Source organism: Streptomyces sp. NPDC041814, assembly GCF_055590565.1.
In genome coordinates, this window is the sequence record NZ_JBVJAM010000015.1 from 95,607 (window position 1) to 114,792 (window position 19,186).

The window sequence follows — 19,186 nt, forward strand, 5'->3', positions numbered from 1 at the left end:
CGGCCGCGCGCCCCGGAGGACCACCCGGGGCGCGCGTCCGCCTGGTCAGGCTCAGCCGAAGAGCTTCGTGACGAACGCGTGGAGGTTGCCGACCGTACGGGCGATCTGCTCCTCCGTGGTCAGGCTCTCCTTGAAGCGGGCGCCGGAGTCCACCTGCTTCTTCCCGCGCACGTACAGCGAGCAGGCCAGGTCGGTGCACATGTACAGGCCGACCGAATTGCCGTCGCGTCCGGCGGGGCCGGTCTTGCGGGCGGTCATCAGGGAGACCCCGCTGCCCGGGTGCGTGGTCAGGCAGAGCGAGCACATGCTCCGGTGCAGGAAGCCGCGCTGCTGCGACGGGAAGCGCAGCGAGATCCCGGCGGTCCTGCCCTCGTGCTCGGTGACGATGTAGCTGCGTCCCGGCGCGGACAGGTCGCGCCAGCCGAGGAAGTCGAGGTCGTCCCACGGCAGCTCCTCGAAATCACGGGGGAGCGGCAGACGCTTGGCTTCCCCCTTGGAGCAATTCACGAACGATGAGCGGATGTCCTGCTCGGTCAGGGCCTTCATACCCACGAAGCTAACTCTGCCTATGGTGTCTAGGCAAACTATTAATTCAGTTAGGGGCTCACCTGGGGCTTCTCGGGCATCAGGGGGAGACGGTGCACGGGCGGGTGCGGGATGCCGAGGTCCGGGCGCCAGGTCGCGAGGATCTGCGCCGAAGGGTCGAAGAGCGGCGAGGGGAGGGCGTCGAGCGGGGTCCACTCCCAGGTGCTGATCAGGTGCGGCTCGGTCACCCGCGCCGTACCCGTGTCCACGCGCACCAGAGCGGCCATCGTCACCCGGTTGATCCCGCCGAGGGCGTCGTGCAGCATCGCGAAGACGGTGACCTCGTCCTCGGGGACCGCCAGTCCCGTCTCCTCGCGCAGCTCCCGTACGGCGGCCGCCGCTACGGACTCCGGCACCGGGTCGACCTTGCCGCCGGGCAGTTCCCAGGTGCCGCTGTGGTGACGGCCGAGCAGGATCCGGCCCCGCGCGTCCTGCACGATCACGCCGACCCCCAACGCGGCCTGCGCCGTGGGCGGCCGGGTGTTACGGGAGGGGGTGGCGGAGCTCTCGGTGGCCATGGTGCTCCTCTGGAGGGGGCGGGCGGTCCGGTTCGGGCGTCGAGCCTACGGGGATGCCGGGCCCCGCTCCGCCGGACGGGCGCTACGGGGATGCCGCCTCCGCGTTCACACCGCCAGCCGCAGCGAGGTCTCCGAGACGCCGAGCCGCACGCTCTGCCCCCACGTCAGCTCCAGCGCGTCCGCCTCCATTCCGTCGCCGAACACCACCACCCGGTCCGACTCCGCGGTCAGCCGCAGCCCCTGCCCGGGACCCAGCTCGCCCGCGACGAACGACGTGCCGGTCGACGGCGAGGGCCACGCCTCCCGGACGAACCAGAGCAGCCGGGGATCGGCGGGCCCGGGCAGCGGGAGGGTGCTGCGGCGCTCCTGCCAGACCGAGCGCAGCCAGCCGGTCGCCCCGGTGCCCGTGCCCACCAGGACACCGGAGGACGCCTGCGGCTCGGCGGGGGAGTCCGCGGTGTCGGGCCCGAGCCGGTAGCGGGCCGTCTGGTGGCCGGGCGGGCCGAGGTAGACCTCGTTCAGGGCCAGCAGCCGCTGCGTGTCGTCGGCCACCGCCTCCACCATCGTCAGCGCGTCGGCCCGCCCGCCGGGCGTCACGGCCGCCCGCATCAGCGCCCCCGCGTCGGCCGGGCGGTGGCGGACCAGGACGCCGGGGTTGCGGCCGGGGTCGGTGTCGATGCCGATGACCGGCTGGCCGGAGAGGTACTTCGCGGCGTTGGCGACCAGGCCGTCCTGACCCACGACCACCACCACGTCCTCGGGCGCGAACAGGAACCGGTCCAGGTCGGCCCGCTCCACCCGGCAGTGCCGCCAGGTGAGCGGAACGGCCGCCGCCACATCCGCCAGGGCCTGCCGGGTCCGTTCGTGCCGGCGGGCCACCTCCTCGATGGACCGGCCCCGCGCGGCCAGGAGGAAAGCGGCCTGGCCGTGCGTGCCGTGGCGGGCGAGCAGCTCCTCGTACTCCGTGGTGCGGTGGACCAGGACCGCCCGCGGGGCCAGGCTCACGCCCCGGCCTCCGGCCGGCCCAGCTTGCTGAGCAGGCCCGTGAGCACGTCGGGCGACAGGGTGAGGCTGTCGATGTGCGGCAGGTTCTCGGCTAGCCGGGTGGCCGCCAGCGCGTGCAGCGTCGCGGCGTCCACCTCGCCGTGCGCCCGCAGCCAGGCCGCCTGCGCCTCGGCGCGCGCCGCGCCCACCTGCCGGGCCGCCTCCGCCTCCGCACCCGCGAGCCGCACCGTGCGGGCGGCCTCCGCCTCGGCGCGCACCCCGTCGGCGGCGGCGCTCTCCTCGGCCTCGCGGCGGGCGTTGGTGCCGCGCTGCTCGACCAGTTGTTCCTCGCGCCGGGCGAGCTCGATCTGGCTGGCGAGCTCGTTCTCGGCGATGGTCCGCTCGCGCTCGACGGCCACGGCACGCCGTTCGTACGTGGCCCGGTCCGCCTCCTGCTGGATCTGCTCGCGGGCGGGGGTGCGCAGGGCGCGCTCCACCTCGGCCTCGGGGCGGATGGCGACGACGCGGACGGCGACCACCTCGATGCCGGTGGCGGGGAGCCTCGGCTCGGCGGCGAGGCCGGCCGCCACCCGCTCGCGGACGGCGGCGACCCCGTCGACCAGGGCGCCGGCCAGCGGGGTGCGGGCCAGCACGTCGAGGGTGTGCTGCTGGGCGGTCTCGGTGAGCAGGGTGGCGATCTGTTCGAGGGGGGCGCCGCGCCAGGCCCCGGTGTCCGGGTCGATGGAGAAGTCGAGGCGGGCGGCCGCCTCGGCCGGGTCGATGATCCGGTAGGTGACGGTGGCCTGGACGGTGACGTCCTGGAAGTCGGAGGTGCGCGCGTGGAACGCCATGGCCAGCTCGCGGTCGTTGACCGGCACCTCGGAGAGCGCGGCGCTCAGCGACCGGTACCAGAAGCTCAGTCCGGCGCCGTCGTGGGTCAGCGTGCCGCGCTTGTGGTGGCGGATGTGCGCGGTGGGCGCCGAGCGGAGATGGCGCCAGCCGAAGCGGCGGGTGATGTCGGCCATGGGGACCCCCTGATCTCATTTTCGTCATGACGACGATAAGGGGAATCCCGCCTTATCGTCAAGGGGACGAATAAAGCGGGGCGCCGGGTACGCGAACGGCCGGTGACTTCGGAGAAGTCACCGGCCGGCCGGGTGCGCGCCGCCCCCGTCCCCACGGTGCGGCGCGGGCGGGCCGCCGTCATCCGCTCGGACGACGGCCCACGTCTGTCAGGGCCGGGACGCCGGGGCGTCCAGGCCGAGTGCGGGAAGGACGGCGCCCTCCACGAAGCGGACCAGGTAGGTCTCGTCCGCGTGGGCCCCCGCCAGCATCGGCCGGGCCCGCATGACGCCGAGCAGCTGCGCGGCGACGAACTCCACCGCGGGGTTGTCGGGCGCCACCTCGCCGCGCTCCACTCCGCGCCGTACGAGCGCGTCGATCGCGGCCAGCTCCGGCAGGATCAGCGACTCGCGCAGCGCGCACAGCAGCTCCGGGCTCTGCAGCGCCGCATGGCTCAGCGCCAGCATCAGGGACGTGTCGCGCCCCGCACCCTCGCCGATCGCCCGCGCCGCCTCCATCAGGTCACCCGCCAGTGAACCGGTGTCGATCTTCCGCAGCGCGCCGCGCCGGGTGCCGTGCAGGGCGGCCACCACCAGCTCGGGCTTCGAGCCCCACTGGCGGTAGAGCGTCGACTTGCCGCAGCGGGACCGTGCGGCGACCCCCTCCATGGTCAGCGACTCGTAGCCGTTCTCCCTCAGCATGTCGAGCACGGCGGTGTAGAGCTCCTGGGCCCGCTCCGGCGTGATCTTCGACCGGCGCTGCGCGGGGGGCTGCTCCTGATCGGTCCGCTGCGGCGACATGTGCCTTCCCTCTCTGCGACTCTGCGACGAGGTCCATCGATACGCCAGTGTACCGATACGCGTGTGTACCGATACGCCGCCGTATCGGTACACTGGCGTATCGATAAGGGCGGACGTCCGCCGAAACGCATCAGCAAAGGGGCACCGGGTGATGTACACCGGCACCACGCCCGCCGATCGGAAGCCGGACAGCTTCGCCCGCCCGCCCCTGGTCCGCGAGCTTCTTCTCGTCGTCGGGCTCTTCCTGATCTACAAGCTCGGCCGCCAGGCGGCCAACGGCCATGTGGACGAGGCGTTCCGCAACGCGGGCCGTGTCTGGGACGCCGAGCGCGCCGTGCACCTGCCCGGCGAGGGCGCCGTCCAGGGCCTGCTGCTGCACGACGAGACGCTGATCCACCTGGCGAACACCTACTACGCGACCGTGCACTTCCCGGCCACGCTGCTCTTCCTGGTCTGGCTCTACTGGCGCAGCCCCCGCCACTACGTCTGGGCGCGCCGCGTCCTCGCCGCGCTCACCGGCGCCGCGCTCGCCCTCCACCTGCTCTTCCCGCTCGCCCCGCCGCGCCTGCTCGCCGCCACCCACCTCGTGGACACCGGCCGGGTGTACGGGCCCTCGGTGTACGGCGCCCAGCCGGCCGCGGACTCCATGGCCAACCAGTTCGCCGCGATGCCCTCGCTGCACTTCGGCTGGGCCGTCATGGTCGGCGTCGGCCTGGTCGTCGCCACCCGCTCCCGGTGGCGCTGGCTGTGGCTGCTGCACCCGGCTATCACCCTCTTCGTCATCGTCGGAACCGCCAATCACTACTGGCTCGACTCGATCGTGGTGGCCGCGCTGCTCTCCGTATCGCTCGCCGCGCTCCGCCTCCCGCGCGCCGAACCGGTCCGTCCGCCGCAGCCCTGGCCCTCCGTCGTACGGCAGCGGGAGCACGCCGCCGCGTACGCCGCCTCCGGGGCGCACCGGTGAACGCCACCCTGGCCGCCGTCGCGCTCTCCCTCGTCTCCGCCGCCGCGTACGCCGCCGCCGCGGTCGCCCAGGCCCGGCTGGCCGGCCGCACCGCGCCCGGCACCGGCACGCTCCGGCTCCTCGGGCGCGGCGCCTGGTGGTGCGCGGTCGGCCTGAACGCGGGCGGCGCCCTGCTGCACGTGGCCGCCCTGAAGTACGGGCCGCTCACCCTGGTCCAGCCGCTCGGCGCGCTGACCCTGGTGGCGGCCGTCCCGCTCGGTGCCCGGGCGGCGGGCCGCCGGGTCACGGTCACCGAGTGGCGCGGCACGCTGCTCACCCTGCTCGGCCTCGGCGCCCTGCTCCTGACGGCGGGCGGCGCCGCCCCGCACGAGACCCTGACCATGACCGAGGCGCTGGCCGTGGCCGCCGGGACCATGGCGCTCGTCGCCGGGCTCAGCCGCCCCGGCGCCCGCCCCGGGCTGCGGCACGCGGCGGCCTCCGGCATCACGTCCGGCGTCGCGTCCGCGCTCACCCAGACCCTCACCGTCGCGGCCACCGACCACACAGGACCGCTGCTCAGCGCCCGCCTGGTGGTCGTCGCCGTCCTGGTCTCCGCCTTCGCGATGGGCGGGCTGCTGCTCTCCCAGACCGCCTACCGGGGCGGGCTCGGGGCCCCGCTCGCCGTCGTCACCCTCGCCAATCCGGTCGCGGCCGCGGTGATCGGCCTGGCGCTGCTGGGGGAGCGGTTCCAGGGCGGACCGGCCGGTCTGATCCCGGCGCTGCTCGGCACCGTGGCGGCGGTCCGGGGCGTGATCCTGCTGACCCGCGCCCAGGCGCAGACGGCGCCCGCGGTGGCCGCCGCACCGCGGACCGCCCCCTCGCGGGTGGTCATCAGCAGCCCCCGCGTCGCCCGCCGCGAGCAGCGCCGCCGGGTGGGCGCGGGACGTTACTGAGGCGCGGCCGTCACGCGGGATAGTCCGCGAGCGCCCGGCTGATCCACCCGATCCAGAAGTTCTCCAGGTCGATCCCGCCCCGCAGCACCAGATGCCGCAGCCGGTCCCCGGGGGTGTCGCGCTCCGGCGGGAAGTCCCGGATCTCGATCGCCTCGTACTCCGCCAGCTGCCGCCGGTGCAGTTCCAGATGGCGGCGCAGCTCCGCGTCGAGGCCGGGCGCCCCGATGACGGCCGCCGCCCGCATCCGCAGCAGCAGCGGGTCGCGTACCTGCTTGGGGTCCTCCCGCCGGGCCACCCACGCGGACAGCGCCTCGCGGCCCGCCGGCAGCACCTCGTACTCCTTCTTCCGCCCCCGGGCCGGCTGCGCGGATTCCAGCGCCCGGATCTGCCCGGCCTGCTCCAGCTTGCCCAGCTCGCGGTAGATCTGCTGGTGCGTCGCCGACCAGAAATAGCCGATCGACCGGTCGAACCTGCGGGTCAGTTCGAGCCCCGACGAGGGTTTCTCCAGCAGGGCGGTGAGGATCGCGTGCGGCAGTGACATGGGGTGCAGCCTAGGGGGTGTCTTGTCGGTCAGGCCGCGGCGTCCGGTGCGGTGCATTGCAAGGCGCCGGGGCCTCCTCATCGCGGAGCGATCAGGGCGTTTCGGCAACGCGGAGAGGTGCCGTGCCAGGCGTCGCGGACCCGGCCCTGACCGACAAGACACCCCCGGGGGGACGGCCGGGCGGGCCCGGCCGTCCGGTTCAGAGGGCGGCCGCGAGCTCCGTGCCCTGCCGGATCGCGCGTTTGGCGTCCAGCTCGGCCGCGACGTCGGCGCCCCCGATCAGGTGCGCCTCGCGACCGGCGGCGCGCAGCTCCTCGTACAGGTCCCGGCGCGGGTCCTGCCCGGCGCACAGCACGATCGTGTCGACCGGCAGTACGTGCCGCTCCTCGCCCACCGTGATGTGCAGGCCCTCGTCGTCGATCCGGTCGTACGTGACGCCCGCCGTCATCGTGACCCCGCGGTGGCGGAGCTCGGTGCGGTGGATCCAGCCGGTCGTCTTGCCGAGGCCCGCGCCGACCTTGCTCGCCTTGCGCTGGAGCAGGTGGACGGTGCGCGCGGTCCTCGGGCGCTCCGGGGCCGCGAGGCCGCCGCGCTCGCGGTACTCGGTGTCGACGCCCCACTGCCGGAAGAACACCTCCGGGTCGAGGCTCGCCTTTTCGCCGCCGTCCGTCAGGAACTCCGCCACGTCGAAGCCGATCCCGCCCGCCCCGACGAGCGCGACCCGGTCGCCGACCGGCGCGCCGTGGCGCAGCACGTCCAGGTAGCTGACGACGCTCGGGTGGTCGATGCCGGGGATCGCGGGCGTGCGGGGAGTGACCCCGGTGGCGAGCACGACCGCGTCGTAGCCGTCGAGATCCCCGGCGCCCACCGGAGTGCCCAGCCGCAGGCCGACCTTCTCCTCCGCGAGCCGGGTGCGGAAGTAGCGGAGCGTCTCGTCGAACTCCTCCTTGCCGGGCACCCGGCGGGCCACGTTCAGCTGGCCGCCGATCTCGTCGGCCGCGTCGAAGAGCGTCACCTCGTGGCCGCGCTCGGCGGCCGTGACCGCGCAGGCGAGTCCGGCGGGCCCGGCGCCGACGACGGCGACGCGCTTGCGGGTGCGGGTCGGCGACAGGACGAGTTCCGTCTCGTGGCAGGCGCGCGGGTTGACCAGGCAGGAGGTGACCTTGCCGCTGAAGATGTGGTCCAGACACGCCTGGTTGCAGCCGATGCAGGTGTTGATCGCGTCCGCGCGGCCCGCCGCCGCCTTCGCGACGAAGTCCGGGTCGGCGAGGAACGGCCGGGCCATCGACACCATGTCCGCACGGCCGGACGCGAGGACCTGCTCGGCCACCTCGGGGGTGTTGATGCGGTTGCTCGTCACCAGCGGCACGGAGACCGCCCCGCGCAGCTTCTCGGTGACCCAGGTGAACGCGGCCCGGGGCACCGAGGTCGCGATGGTGGGGATGCGGGCCTCGTGCCAGCCGATGCCCGTGTTGATGATCGTCGCACCGGCCGCCTCGATCTCCCGCGCCAGCCGCACGACCTCGTCCAGGGACGAGCCGCCGGGCACCAGGTCCAGCATCGAGAGCCGGTAGATGATGATGAAGTCGTCGCCGACCCGCTCGCGGACCCGGCGCACGATCTCGACGGGGAAGCGGACGCGGTTCTCGTACGAGCCGCCCCAGCGGTCCTCGCGGTGATTGGTCGCCGCGGCGATGAACTCGTTGATCAGGTAGCCCTCGGAGCCCATGATCTCGACGCCGTCGTACCCCGCGCTCCGGGCCAGTGACGCCGCCGTCGCGAAGTCCTCGATCGTCGCCTCGACCTCGTCGTCGGTGAGGGCGTGCGGGGTGAACGCACTGATCGGCGCCTGGAGCGCGCTGGGCGCCACCAGGTCCGGGTGGTGCGCGTAACGGCCGAAATGCAGGATCTGCATGGCGATCCGGCCACCCGCCTCGTGCACCGCCGAGGTCACCCGGGCGTGCTCCGCCGCCTCCGCCTCGGTGGTCATCTTCGCCCCGCCGGGGAAGGAGCAGCCGCGCTCGTTGGGCGCGATGCCGCCGGTGACCATGAGGCCGACGCCGCCCCTGGCGCGCTCGGCGTAGAAGGCCGCCATGCGCTCGAAGCCGTTCTCGACCTCCTCCAGGCCGACGTGCATCGACCCCATCACGACCCTGTTCGGCAGGGTGGTGAACCCGAGGTCGAGGGGGCTCAGAAGGTGCGGATACGGGCTCATGCGGCGGCTCCTCGCTGTGGCGTCGCCCCAGTTCTAAACCACCGCCGCACCATTCTGCAACAAGTTGCACAATGGTGTTCGTCGCACTGTGTCACGGCTCACGCCCCGACGTGACTCGCCCGGATGGAGTAACACCAAGGTCCCCGTGCCCCGTGGGGCGCGGAGAGTGGTGACGTACGGAAACGAGGGGCCCGCGCCGTCCGGGCGGGGCCCGGAACCCCACCGGAGACCCCCATGGGCTGCTGCTTCAACCGTCACGATCTCGGTCTGCTCGTCCTGCGCGCCGGCACCGGCGCGGTGCTCGCCGCGCACGGAGCCCAGAAGCTCCTCGGCTGGTTCGGCGGCGGGGGAATCGAGGGGACCACCGCCGCGATGGAGGCGATGGGCTTCCATCCACCGAAGCACAGCGCGCTCGCCGCCGGGCTCGGCGAAGCGGGCGGCGGCGTACTGCTCGCCCTGGGCCTGGCCACCCCGGCCGCCGGTGCGGCGGCGGCCGGCGCGATGGCGGGCGCGGTGGCCGTCCATGCCCCTGCGGGCTTCTTCGCCCAGGGCGGCGGCTACGAATATCCGGCGTTCCTCGGCTTCACCGCCGCCGCGATCGGTCTGACCGGCCCCGGCCGCTACTCGGTCGACCACGCCACGGGCCACGCGTTCAACCAGCCGTGGATGGTCGCCCTGGCCTTCGGGGGCAGCGCGGCGGCGGCCGCGGCGGTGGTCGGACGCCGCGCCCGGGCGCAGGTGCCGGAGCCGGAGCAGTTCTGAGGGGGCGCCCCTCAGCGGCGCCCCTTCGATGCCGCGATCAGTTCCGGGACCGTGCCGAACTTCACCCGCGGACGGCCCCCGTCCCGGCCCCGGGCCCGTTCGGCGCGGTCGATCGCGGCCAGGCCGCGCGCGTCGACCACCTGGCGGCTGCGGCCCCGGACCAGGCGGCCGAACGCCTTGGCGGGGTGGGCGGGGGAGGGGAGCGCACCGGCGACCGCGTCCGCGAGCAGCGTGCCGACCGTCTCGGCGGCGCAGGTGCGGTTGGCACCGATGCCTCCGGAGGGCCCCCGCTTGATCCAGCCGACGACATAGGTGCCGGGCCGGCCCGCCACCCGGCCGCCCTCGTGCGGCACCGTGCCGCTCACCTCGTCGAAGGGCAGCCCGGGGACCGCCAGCCCCCGGTAGCCGATGGCCCGCAGGAACAGCTGCGCCGGTATCGCGGACTCGCCCCCGTCCGCCGTGACCCGGACGCCCTCCACGTCGTTCCGGCCGGTGACCTCCACGGGCGCCGAGTGGAAGCGGAGCACGATGCGCCGCCCGTCCGCCGGCGGGCCCGACCAGTCCACGCGCTCCCGGCGGACCCCGCGCAGCACGGCGGCCGGTCCGCCCGGCGCCGCCTCCTCGATCGCCGGGCCGATGCGCGGATCGTGGTCGTCGACCACCAGCTCCACACCCGGAAGATGCCTGAGCGCGAGCAGCTCGGACGACGTACAGGCGGCGTCCTCCGGGCCGCGCCGCCCGAGCAGCACGACCTCGCGCACCCCGGAGCCGCGCAGGGCGGCCAGGGCGTGGTCGGCGATGTCGGTGCCCGAGAGCCCGGCCGGGTCCGCGACGAGGATGCGCGCCACGTCGAGCGCCACGTTGCCGTTCCCGGCGACGACCACCCGCTCGGCCCGCGACAGGTCCACCGCGTCCGGCGCCACCTCCGGGTGCGCGTTGTACCAGGAGACGAACGAGGTCGCCGCGATGCTCGACGGCAGGTCCTCGCCCGGGATGGCGAGCCTGCGGTCGGCGCCCGCTCCGACCGCGTAGATCACCGCGTCGTGGTGCGCGGACAGCTCCTCGGCGGAGATGTGCGTCCCGACCTCGACCCCGAGGTGCATCCGCACCCTGGGGTGGGCGTGGAACCGTGCGAACGTCTCGCCGACCCCCTTCGTCCCCGGGTGGTCCGGCGCCACGCCGTACCGGACGAGTCCGCCGGCCACCGGGAGCCGGTCGATCAGGGTCACCTCGGCGTTGGTGTGCAGCAGCAGGTCCTCCGCCGCGTACATCCCGGCGGGCCCGGTCCCGACGACCGCCACCCGGATCGGCGCGAAGTCCGCCGGCAGGCTCCGCTCGAAGGAAGGGGCGCCCCAGGCATGGAAGTTGGGACCGGTGACGGGCTCCGGTTCCCGGTCCGCGTAGTAGGCCGCGTTGATGGCGGCGTACTCCTTGCGCGGCCCGAAGAGGCGGTCCACCGGGAAGATCGCGTCCACCGGGCAGGCGTCGGCGCACGCCCCGCAGTCGATGCAGGTCTCCGGGTCGACGTACAGCATCTCCGTACGGCCGAAGTCCCGCTCCTCCGGCGTCGGGTGGATGCAGTTGACGGGGCACACGGCGACACAGGTGGCGTCGTTGCAGCAGGTCTGGGTGATGGCGTAGGTCATGGCTCGGGCTCTCGGCTCGGGTCAGATCAGGTGGGCGCGCTTGTAGAAGAACAGGGCCGGCTTCGTCAGCAGACGGGCCGAGGCCAGGAACTCCATCAGCCCCGAACAGCTCGACCGCATCAGGGACTTGTGGTGCTCGTTGGTCTTCGCCTCGGCCCGCGCCCGTGCGGCGTCCAGTCCGGCGTTCGCGTACACGTCCCGGTTCACCATGCTGGTGACGATGTAGTACGAGGCGATGGCGACGACGAGCGCGTTGAGGTGGCGGCGCACCGGGCCCGCGTCGCGCAGACGCTTGCGGGTCTCGTCGCGGGCGAACTTCATGTGGCGGGACTCCTCGACCACATGGATGTTGTTGATCGTGCGGACGAACGGCGCGACGCGCTCGTCCCGCATCCAGTCGCGCTGCATCACGTCGAGCACCTCCTCGGCCACGAGGATCGCCGCGTACGCCGCCTCGCCGAAGGCAAGGGTCTTGAAGGCGCGGCCCAGTTCGAGCACCGGGCGGCGCGGCCGGTACGCCGGAGCGCCCAGCTTCGCCGCACCCCGGGCGAACATGATCGAGTGCCGGCACTCGTCGGCGACCTCGGTCAGGGCCCACTGGAAGCGCGGGTCGGTCGGGTCCTTGGCGTACATGTCCCGCAGCACCATCTGCTGGAGGATCATCTCGAACCAGATTCCGGTGCTGGCGACGGATGCGGCCTCCTGGCGGGTCAGCGCCTTGCGCTGATCCTCCGTCAGTTCGCCCCAGTACGCGGTGGCGTAGAGCGTGCTCCACTCGGGGCTCGCCCCGTGGTGGTCTGTGTCCAGGGGGGTGTCCCAGTCCACCTCGGTGGCCGGGTCGTACGAGAGCTTCGCGGACGAATCGAGCAGGCGCCGGGCGACGTCCTGCTCGGCGGCCCGGTCCTGGTCCTCCGGCCGAACGGTGCTGCTTGCCATGCTGCGGCTCCTTGACTCGTGAGATCGGCCCCGGCGCCGTCCGGCCCTCGTGGTGTACCGGCCCACTGAGATCGCCGGCCGTCGGACGCCGCCCCCGCTTGTTAGACGCTGCGTCTAGCAAGCTGTTAGACGGAAGGTATAGCAAGAGCGGCGCACTCACTACCCCCGCGTAGGAAATTCGCACGTTCTCTCCACGGCGTGCCGGTGCGCGCGGCATCGGGTTGCAGCCACAGGGCCTTGTCCGCGGATCGGGGCCGGGGGGATCATGGCGGTCCGCCGCGGCCCGGTGGCATCGGCCCCGGACCGGCCGACCCCGGGGGAGCGCCATGGTCATCGCCGCCGTCTACTTCGTCATCGCCACGGCCGCGGCGGTGAGCCTCGCGCGGAGTCTCGACCGGCAGATGGAGGGCCCCCGGCTGCGGGCCGCGTGGGCCGGGCGCACCGCCGAGGCGCGGTGCACGGGGGTCCGCACGGAGGAGACGCAGGACGCCGACGGCATACCCGTCACCCGGACGCGCCCCACTCTGGAGTTCCGTACGGAGTCCGGCCGGACCGTCACCTTCGAGGAGCGGCGGCGTCAACTCGACGTGGCTGAGGGTGACTTCGTGACCGTGTACTACGCGGAGGATGCCCCGGACGACGCCACCGCGCAGGTCCCCACCTTCGGGGCCCGGCGCGCCAGGGAGGTCGTGGCCGGGCTGGGGTGCGCCTTCGCGCTGGTGACGGCCGCGGTCCTCGCCGAGGTGCTCTGACCGGCGTCCTGGCGCCTTCGCTCCCGAGGGGCGGAGCCCTGGAAACGTAAAGCCCGGTTGGGTCCGGAACGTCCCCTTCTTGACGTGCCCAATTCAAGAAAGCGCCATCTTTTCGCGTTCACATCCTTGTACGGCCTGTCTCGGCGTGCCTATCCTCGCCAACCAGAAAGCGCTTTCCCTCTCTCTTCGACGAATGGGAACGAACATGAGGCGACCAGTCGCGCTGCGACTTTCTGCGGCGCTGTCCACGATGGCCCTGGCGGCCGCGGCCGGAGCCGTCCTGACGATGCCCTCGGCATCCGCCGCCGTCGCGGGCGGCGCCACCGGCTTCGCGAGCCAGAACGGCGGCACCACGGGCGGCGCGGGCGGGCAGACCGTACGTGCCACCACCGGGACCCAGATCCACCAGGCCCTGTGCGGCCGGGCCAGCAGCAGCACGCCGATCACCATCGAGGTCGAGGGCACCATCAACCACGCCAACACCGCCAAGGTGTCGGGCGACAGCTGCAACACGGCGGACGGTGTCATCGAGCTCAAGCAGATCAGCAACGTCACCATCATCGGCGTCGGCAGCGGGGCCGTTTTCGATCAACTGGGCATCCACATACGCCAGTCGAGCAACATCATCATCCAGAACGTGACCGTCAGGAACGTCAAGAAGTCCGGCTCGCCCACCTCCAACGGCGGTGACGCCATCGGCATGGAGAGCGACGTCCGCAACGTCTGGGTCGACCACGCGACGCTGGAGGCGTCCGGCGGCGAGGACGACGGCTTCGACGGTCTCTTCGACATGAAGGACAACACCCAGTACGTGACGCTGTCGTACAGCACCCTGCGCAACTCCGGCCGGGGCGGCCTGATCGGCTCCAGCGAGACCCAGCTCGACAACGGCTACGTCACGTTCCACCACAACCTGTACGAGAACGTCGACTCCCGCACACCGCTGCTGCGCGGCGGCGTCGCCCACATCTACAACAACTACTACGTGAAGCTGAACAAGTCCGGGATCAACTCCCGGGCCGGCGCCCACGCCAAGGTGGACAACAACTACTTCAAGGACTCCAAGGACGTCCTGGGCACCTTCTACACCGACGCCATCGGGTACTGGCAGGTCAGCGGCAACACCTTCGACAACGTCACCTGGTCCTCACCCGGCACCGAGAACCACCCGGCCGGACCGGACCCGCAGTCCAACACCACCGTCAGCATCCCCTACGCGTACACCCTCGACGCGTCCTCCTGCGTGCCCTCCATCGTGACCAGCACGGCGGGCGCCAACAAGGGGCTCAAGGTCTCGGACGGCGACTGCTCCACCACGACCCCGACCGACCCGACCGACCCGACGGACCCGACGGACCCGACGGACCCGACCACACCTCCCGCGGGCACCAACCTCAGCCTCGGCGCGGGGGCGGACGGCTCCAGCAAGGCGAGCGGAACCAGCTACGGCAACGTGCGCGACGGTGACCTGAACACCTACTGGTCCCCGGCCGGCTCGACCGGCTCCGTGTCCGTCAAGTGGGCCTCCGACACGACCGTCTCGGCGGTCACCATCCGCGAGGCGGCGGGCGCCCAGGGCGTGACCGGCTCCTGGCGGCTGCTGAACGCCGACACCGGCGCGGTCCTCAAGACCGGCAGCGGCGCGGGCACGATCACCATCCCGGCCACGTCCCTGCGCAAGATCACCTTCGAGATCACCTCGGCCAGTGGCACACCGAGGATCGCCGAGTTCGAGACGTACGCGGGCTAGCCCGCCCTTCCGCACGGCCGGGCCGGTCCGGGGAGCCTCACCCTCCCCGGGCCGGCCCTTCGCGTGTCGCGGGGTGCCACTGAGCCGGACGGATGGGCGCGGCCCGCGATCCGGGCGGTCGAGGAAGGGCGGCCCGCCTCGTATGAGCACGATGGAGCCGGGCAGGCGGTACGGCAAGGGCACCGCCCGAGCAGACCGACGACAGCGCCGAGGCCGACAGCACGGCGAAGGCGCAGGAGAGGACGAACGCTGTGAGGCAGCAGACCGCGGAGAAGGCGGCCCTGGCCACCGGCCAGGTGCGCGACAAGGCGGCACTGGTCGCCCAGAAGCTGAGGGAACGCACGCCCGACCCCGTCATGGAGAAGACGGCCCAGGCCGCCGCCCAGGTACGCGAGAGCGCGGCCCGGGCCGGACAGTACGCGGCGGACAAGGCGCCCGGCCCGCTGCGGGAGACCGCGGGCCGGGCCGCCACCGCGGCGCGCACCCACCGCGCCCCCCTGCTCGCGGCCGGGGCACTGCTCGCGGTGGTCGTGCTGGTCCGCCGCGGCCGGGGCCACCGCCGGTGAACGCGGCCAAGATCGCGTACAAGCCGGTCGGGCTGATCCTGGGCGCCGCGGGCGGCATGGTCGCGGGCATGGCGTTCAAGCAGGTGTGGAAGGTCATCGAGGGCGAGGGCGACGCCCCCGACGCCATGGACGAGGACCGCAGGTGGCGGGAGATTCTGCTCGCCGCGGCCGTCCAGGGCGCGATCTTCGCCGTGGTCAAGGCGGCGATAGAGCGTTCGGGTGCGGTGACCGCCCGCCGCCTGACGGGCAGCTGGCCGGGCTGAAGAGCAGCGGAAACGGAGGGGGCCGACGCCGGTTCAAGGGCGTCGGCCCCCTCTGTCCACCGGGGTGCGCGGGGCCGTGCGCGGGCGAACCGGACGGTCTTCGGGGAACGTGGATCACATGACTCCTTCGCAGACCCCGGACCCGGATCCGGAACCCCGCGAGACCAGGCCACCGGCACCAGGCGGCGGAGTGCCGCCCGAAGAGACGCCGCCGGCGGAGGGCGGCCTGTCCGGGGCGGGCCCCCAGGACATCACGTACAACCCGCCGAAAGGCTGGGCGAAGGCCCCGATGGCGCTGATCATCGGCGTGACGCTGCTCATCGCGGCGTTCTTCCTGGTGTACGCGATCATCCTGCTGCTCTGACACGGGGGAGCGGCGACCCGAACGGCCGAACCCGCCCGGAACGGGTGGGCCGTCCCGGCACGCCCGCACGGGCGACCCGCCCTGCCTGTTGCGCAAACCTCGCATAGCTTGAGGAAAAGGCGCATACGTACACGTTCCGAAGGAGTCGACACACGTGACGGACGTATCGAGCAGGGGGCCCGCCGCCGGTGACGAGCGCGAGACGCTCACCAACCGGCAGGGCCATCCCGTGTACGACAACCAGAACCAGCGCACCGTCGGCGCCCGCGGCCCGGCCACGCTGGAGAACTACCAGTTCCTGGAGAAGATCAGCCACTTCGACCGCGAGCGGATCCCCGAGCGCGTCGTGCACGCCCGGGGCGTCACCGCGTACGGCTACTTCGAGGCGTACGGCACCCTCGGCGACGAGCCCGTCGCCCGGTTCACCCGCGCCAAGCTCTTCCAGGAGCGCGGCAAGCGCACGGACGTCGCGGTGCGCTTCTCGACCGTCATCGGCGGCCGGGACTCCTCCGAGGCGGCGCGCGACCCGCGCGGTTTCGCGGTGAAGTTCTACACCGAGGACGGCAACTGGGACCTGGTCGGCAACAACCTGGGCGTCTTCTTCATCCGGGACGCGATCAAGTTCCCGGACGTCATCCACGCGCTCAAGCCGGACCCCGTCACGTTCGAGCAGCAGCCGAGGCGCATCTTCGACTTCATGTCGCAGACGCCCGAGTCGATGCACATGCTGGTCAACCTGTTCAGCCCGCGCGGCATCCCGGCGGACTACCGCCACATGCAGGGCTTCGGCGTCAACACGTACAAGTGGGTCAACGAGGCCGGTGAGTCCTTCCTCGTGAAGTACCACTGGATGCCCAAGGCGGGCGTGCGCAGCATGACCGAGGAGGACGCGGCGAACGTACAGGCCGACAGCCTCGGCCACGCCACGAAGGACCTGTACGAGGCGGTGGGGCGCGGCGCCCACCCGGAGTGGGAGCTGCTCGTCCAGCTGATGGACGACCACGACCATCCGGAGCTGGACTTCGACCCGCTGGACGACACCAAGACCTGGCCCGAGCAGGACTTCCCGCCCAGGGCGGTGGGCCGGATGGTGCTCGACCGGATGCCGGAGAACTACTTCGCGGAGAACGACCAGATCTCCTTCGGCACCGGTGTGCTGGTGGACGGGCTCGACTTCTCCGACGACAAGATGCTGGTGGGACGCACCTTCTCGTACAGCGACACCCAGCGCTACCGCGTCGGGCCCAACTACCTCCAACTCCCGGTCAACCAGGCCAAGAACGCCACCGTGCGCACCAACCAGCGCGACGGCCTGATGACCTACCACGTGGACGGCGGCGGCGGGAACCCGATCGTCAACTACGAGCCGTCCATCACGGGCGGCCTGCGCGAGGCGGGCCACCCCACCCACGACGAGGTGGGCCCCGAGGTGCGCGGCCGGCTCACCCGCAAGCGCATCCCCCGGACCAACGACTATCTCCAGGCCGGGCAGCGCTACCTCCTGATGGAGCAGTGGGAGCGCGACGACCTCGTGCTCAACCTCGTCAACCTGCTGTCGCAGTGCGACCGGCCGGTCCAGGAGCGGATGGTCTGGCACTTCCTGCTCGTGGAGAACGAACTGGGCCTCAAGATCGGGGAAGGGCTCCGCATCACCCCGGCGGACGTCAAGGGTCTGGAGCCGCTGCCCGGCCAGACCCTCACCGACGAGGACCGGCAGCGCCTCTCCCGCCTCGGCGACAACCCGCCGCGCGACGTCACCGGTCTGACCATGACCCACTGCGTTCCCGACGAGCGCCACGTCGTCACCCGCTGACGCGACCGGCCCTCCCGCGCGTCCGCCGCGGGAGGGCCGGCCAGTGCGGTCAGTGCTTGAGCGTCAGCAGACCGGGCCGGTACGGCAGGAGACCGTAGTCACCGCCGGACTGGGGGCTGCGGCCCTGGTAGAGCAGCTGCAGGTTGCAGGGGTCGACGGTCATCGTCTGGTCGGCGCTGGTGCGGATCAGTTCGCCGTGGCTGATGTCGTTGGTCCAGGTGGCGCCGCTGTTGGCTTTGCCCGCGAAGGGGTTGCTCTCGGTCGCGGCCTGGGGCGTCCACGAGCCGCTCAGGCTGGTGGACGTGAACGAGCGGAAGTAGCGGCCCTGGGAGCCGATCGCCTCGACGATCATGAGGTACCGGTTCTGGCCCTGCAGCTTGTAGACCTGCGGGGCTTCGAACAGGTTGTTCGTGGTGTCGCTCATGACCACGGTCGAGGACGAACCGAAGCTGCCCGGGAAGTTCCCGATCGGCATGCTCGCCCGGTAGATCTTGCCGTTGTCACCGGCGAAGAACAGGTACATGTTCGTACCGTCCCCGATGAGCGTCTGGTCGATCGGTCCCGTGCCGGAGCCGCTGATGCTCCCGGAGAAGAGGGTCTGCGGGGCCGACCAGCCGTTCGCGTTGGCGGGGTCGTTCGACGTCCGGTACGAGAAGGCGGTCGCGCCCCACTGGTAGGTGAGCACCCAGATGTTCTTCGGCGCGAAGTAGAAGAGCGTGGGTGCCACGGTCCCGGAGGACATCGCGTTCTGCCCGGCCGACGCCATGTCCGACCAGTTGGTGAACGGGGTGAAGTTCATGGACCCCCAGCTCGACCCCGTGTCGTGCGTCGTCGCGTAGACGAGCTGCTTGCCGTTGTACGGGACAACGGTGAAGTCCTTCAGCGAGGCCCAGCCGGATCGGGGCTGCGCCAGCGCGCCCGTGGAGCTCCAGCTGTACGAGGACGGGAGCTCGCAGGTACCGGTGCCCGGGTTCTCGTCGCCGGCCTTCACCAGCTTCCACTGCTGGTTGGCGCCGCTCCAGTCGTCGTACTGGACGATGTTCGCGCCGTCGGCGGTGGAGGCACCCTGCACTTCGAGGGCCTTGCCGCTGTGGCGCGAGATCAGCCGCACGTATCCGTCACCGCTGTCGGCGAGCCGCCACTGCTGGTTGGTGGCGTTCAGGTCGGTCCACTGGACGATGGAACCGCCGTTCGCGGACGACCAGTTGTAGACGTCCAGCACCTTGCCCGAGTGACGGGACCTGACGCGGTAGTAGCCGTCGCCGGAATCGACGAACTGCCACTGCTGCTGGGCCTGGTCGTTCCGGGACCACTGGGTGATGCGGGCACCGTCGTTCGTCGCCAGGTTGTATACGTCCAGCGCCTTGCCGCTGTTGCGGTTGACCAGCACGTACGAGGCGCTGGGATCCACGGTCGCGGCGGCGGCGGGCTGTGCACCGAGGAACGTGGCGACGAGCAGCAAGGGCGCCAGGACGGCGAGCAGCCGACCTCTGCGGAAGGGAAACAAGGGGCGACACCGCATGGGGGGACCTCCTGAGAGCAGGGGTTTGAGGGCAGAGACACTGTCGAAATGTTTCGAACAGGGCTCGGCGTGTGGTGCCACAAGCTAGAAATGTTAGCGCTCACAGTCAAGGTCCACGGCGGATTCTCTTGCGAATAACTCAGCGTCAAGCGTTTCGAAATATTTCGTTTCAAGCGCGGAAACATTCTTTGACCGAAGTATTGACGAGTCA

19 protein-coding genes are annotated in these 19,186 nt (G+C 72.1%); 9 read left to right on the top strand and 10 right to left on the bottom strand.

Going from position 1 to position 19,186, the window contains the following annotated elements; genetic code table 11:
• Nucleotides 1-51: 51 nt before the first annotated feature.
• From ACZ6C6_RS30480 to ACZ6C6_RS30500, 5 genes are all read right to left on the bottom strand, one after another.
• A complete protein-coding gene (locus tag ACZ6C6_RS30480; RefSeq protein WP_469207408.1) occupies nucleotides 52-546 on the bottom strand; it encodes an FBP domain-containing protein in 495 nt (164 codons plus the stop codon).
• Nucleotides 547-596: 50 nt separating this feature from the next.
• Nucleotides 597-1,103: a nucleotide triphosphate diphosphatase NUDT15 gene (locus ACZ6C6_RS30485; protein ID WP_469207410.1), complete on the bottom strand. Its 507-nt coding sequence runs from the start codon at nucleotides 1,101-1,103 to the stop codon at nucleotides 597-599.
• A 105-nt stretch (nucleotides 1,104-1,208) separates the two neighbouring features.
• Nucleotides 1,209-2,108, bottom strand: coding sequence for a diacylglycerol kinase catalytic domain-containing protein (locus tag ACZ6C6_RS30490; protein WP_469207412.1), 900 nt, complete (start codon nucleotides 2,106-2,108; stop codon nucleotides 1,209-1,211).
• Complete coding sequence (locus tag ACZ6C6_RS30495) at nucleotides 2,105-3,112, bottom strand: SPFH domain-containing protein (RefSeq protein ID WP_469207414.1); 1,008 nt, start codon at nucleotides 3,110-3,112, stop codon at nucleotides 2,105-2,107. The genes ACZ6C6_RS30490 and ACZ6C6_RS30495 overlap by 4 nt, the downstream gene beginning before the upstream one ends.
• Before the next feature lie 207 nt (nucleotides 3,113-3,319).
• The gene (locus ACZ6C6_RS30500; protein WP_469207415.1) at nucleotides 3,320-3,949 is read right to left on the bottom strand and encodes a TetR/AcrR family transcriptional regulator; all 630 of its coding nucleotides are present in this window, start codon (nucleotides 3,947-3,949) and stop codon (nucleotides 3,320-3,322) included.
• Between the two features lie 148 nt (nucleotides 3,950-4,097).
• Here ACZ6C6_RS30500 and ACZ6C6_RS30505 point away from each other — a divergent pair, with 148 nt between their 5' ends.
• Nucleotides 4,098-4,913, top strand: a complete 816-nt coding sequence (locus ACZ6C6_RS30505; RefSeq protein WP_469207417.1) for a phosphatase PAP2 family protein — start codon at nucleotides 4,098-4,100, stop codon at nucleotides 4,911-4,913.
• Nucleotides 4,910-5,845: a DMT family protein gene (locus ACZ6C6_RS30510; protein ID WP_469207419.1), complete on the top strand. Its 936-nt coding sequence runs from the start codon at nucleotides 4,910-4,912 to the stop codon at nucleotides 5,843-5,845. Before ACZ6C6_RS30505 ends, ACZ6C6_RS30510 begins: the two co-directional genes overlap by 4 nt.
• 10 nt (nucleotides 5,846-5,855) lie before the next feature.
• Here ACZ6C6_RS30510 and ACZ6C6_RS30515 read toward each other — a convergent pair whose 3' ends face one another.
• Nucleotides 5,856-6,386 (bottom strand): PadR family transcriptional regulator, encoded by a 531-nt coding sequence (locus ACZ6C6_RS30515; protein ID WP_469207421.1) that lies wholly within the window; start codon nucleotides 6,384-6,386, stop codon nucleotides 5,856-5,858.
• 199 nt (nucleotides 6,387-6,585) lie between these two features.
• Nucleotides 6,586-8,601 (bottom strand): FAD-dependent oxidoreductase, encoded by a 2,016-nt coding sequence (locus ACZ6C6_RS30520; RefSeq protein ID WP_469207423.1) that lies wholly within the window; start codon nucleotides 8,599-8,601, stop codon nucleotides 6,586-6,588.
• A 234-nt stretch (nucleotides 8,602-8,835) separates the two neighbouring features.
• Here ACZ6C6_RS30520 and ACZ6C6_RS30525 point away from each other — a divergent pair, with 234 nt between their 5' ends.
• Nucleotides 8,836-9,363 (top strand): DoxX family protein, encoded by a 528-nt coding sequence (locus ACZ6C6_RS30525; protein WP_469207425.1) that lies wholly within the window; start codon nucleotides 8,836-8,838, stop codon nucleotides 9,361-9,363.
• Between the two features lie 11 nt (nucleotides 9,364-9,374).
• On the opposite strand, the gene ACZ6C6_RS30530 is transcribed toward ACZ6C6_RS30525, so the two are convergent.
• Together ACZ6C6_RS30530 and ACZ6C6_RS30535 are read right to left on the bottom strand one after the other, a co-directional pair.
• Nucleotides 9,375-11,009 (bottom strand): FAD-dependent oxidoreductase, encoded by a 1,635-nt coding sequence (locus ACZ6C6_RS30530; protein WP_469207427.1) that lies wholly within the window; start codon nucleotides 11,007-11,009, stop codon nucleotides 9,375-9,377.
• 21 nt (nucleotides 11,010-11,030) lie between these two features.
• Nucleotides 11,031-11,945: an AurF N-oxygenase family protein gene (locus ACZ6C6_RS30535; protein WP_469207429.1), complete on the bottom strand. Its 915-nt coding sequence runs from the start codon at nucleotides 11,943-11,945 to the stop codon at nucleotides 11,031-11,033.
• 326 nt (nucleotides 11,946-12,271) lie between these two features.
• Here ACZ6C6_RS30535 and ACZ6C6_RS30540 point away from each other — a divergent pair, with 326 nt between their 5' ends.
• From ACZ6C6_RS30540 to ACZ6C6_RS30565, 6 genes are all read left to right on the top strand, one after another.
• Nucleotides 12,272-12,697, top strand: coding sequence for a DUF3592 domain-containing protein (locus ACZ6C6_RS30540; protein WP_469207430.1), 426 nt, complete (start codon nucleotides 12,272-12,274; stop codon nucleotides 12,695-12,697).
• 205 nt (nucleotides 12,698-12,902) lie between these two features.
• On the top strand, nucleotides 12,903-14,447 hold the full coding sequence (locus ACZ6C6_RS30545; protein ID WP_469207432.1) for a pectate lyase family protein: 1,545 nt from the start codon (nucleotides 12,903-12,905) through the stop codon (nucleotides 14,445-14,447).
• 251 nt (nucleotides 14,448-14,698) lie between these two features.
• On the top strand, nucleotides 14,699-15,013 hold the full coding sequence (locus ACZ6C6_RS30550; protein ID WP_469207434.1) for a hypothetical protein: 315 nt from the start codon (nucleotides 14,699-14,701) through the stop codon (nucleotides 15,011-15,013).
• Nucleotides 15,010-15,276 carry a DUF4235 domain-containing protein gene (locus ACZ6C6_RS30555; RefSeq protein ID WP_469207435.1) on the top strand — a complete coding sequence of 89 codons (267 nt, stop codon included), beginning with the start codon at nucleotides 15,010-15,012 and terminating at the stop codon, nucleotides 15,274-15,276. Before ACZ6C6_RS30550 ends, ACZ6C6_RS30555 begins: the two co-directional genes overlap by 4 nt.
• Nucleotides 15,277-15,394: 118 nt before the next feature.
• Nucleotides 15,395-15,640, top strand: a complete 246-nt coding sequence (locus ACZ6C6_RS30560) for a DUF6480 family protein (RefSeq protein WP_469207437.1) — start codon at nucleotides 15,395-15,397, stop codon at nucleotides 15,638-15,640.
• A 154-nt stretch (nucleotides 15,641-15,794) separates the two neighbouring features.
• Nucleotides 15,795-17,453, top strand: a complete 1,659-nt coding sequence (locus ACZ6C6_RS30565) for a catalase (protein WP_469207439.1) — start codon at nucleotides 15,795-15,797, stop codon at nucleotides 17,451-17,453.
• A 49-nt stretch (nucleotides 17,454-17,502) separates the two neighbouring features.
• Here the strand turns inward: ACZ6C6_RS30565 and ACZ6C6_RS30570 are convergent, their stop codons facing one another.
• Nucleotides 17,503-18,975: a non-reducing end alpha-L-arabinofuranosidase family hydrolase gene (locus tag ACZ6C6_RS30570; RefSeq protein ID WP_469207441.1), complete on the bottom strand. Its 1,473-nt coding sequence runs from the start codon at nucleotides 18,973-18,975 to the stop codon at nucleotides 17,503-17,505.
• Between the last annotated feature and the right edge of the window lie 211 nt (nucleotides 18,976-19,186).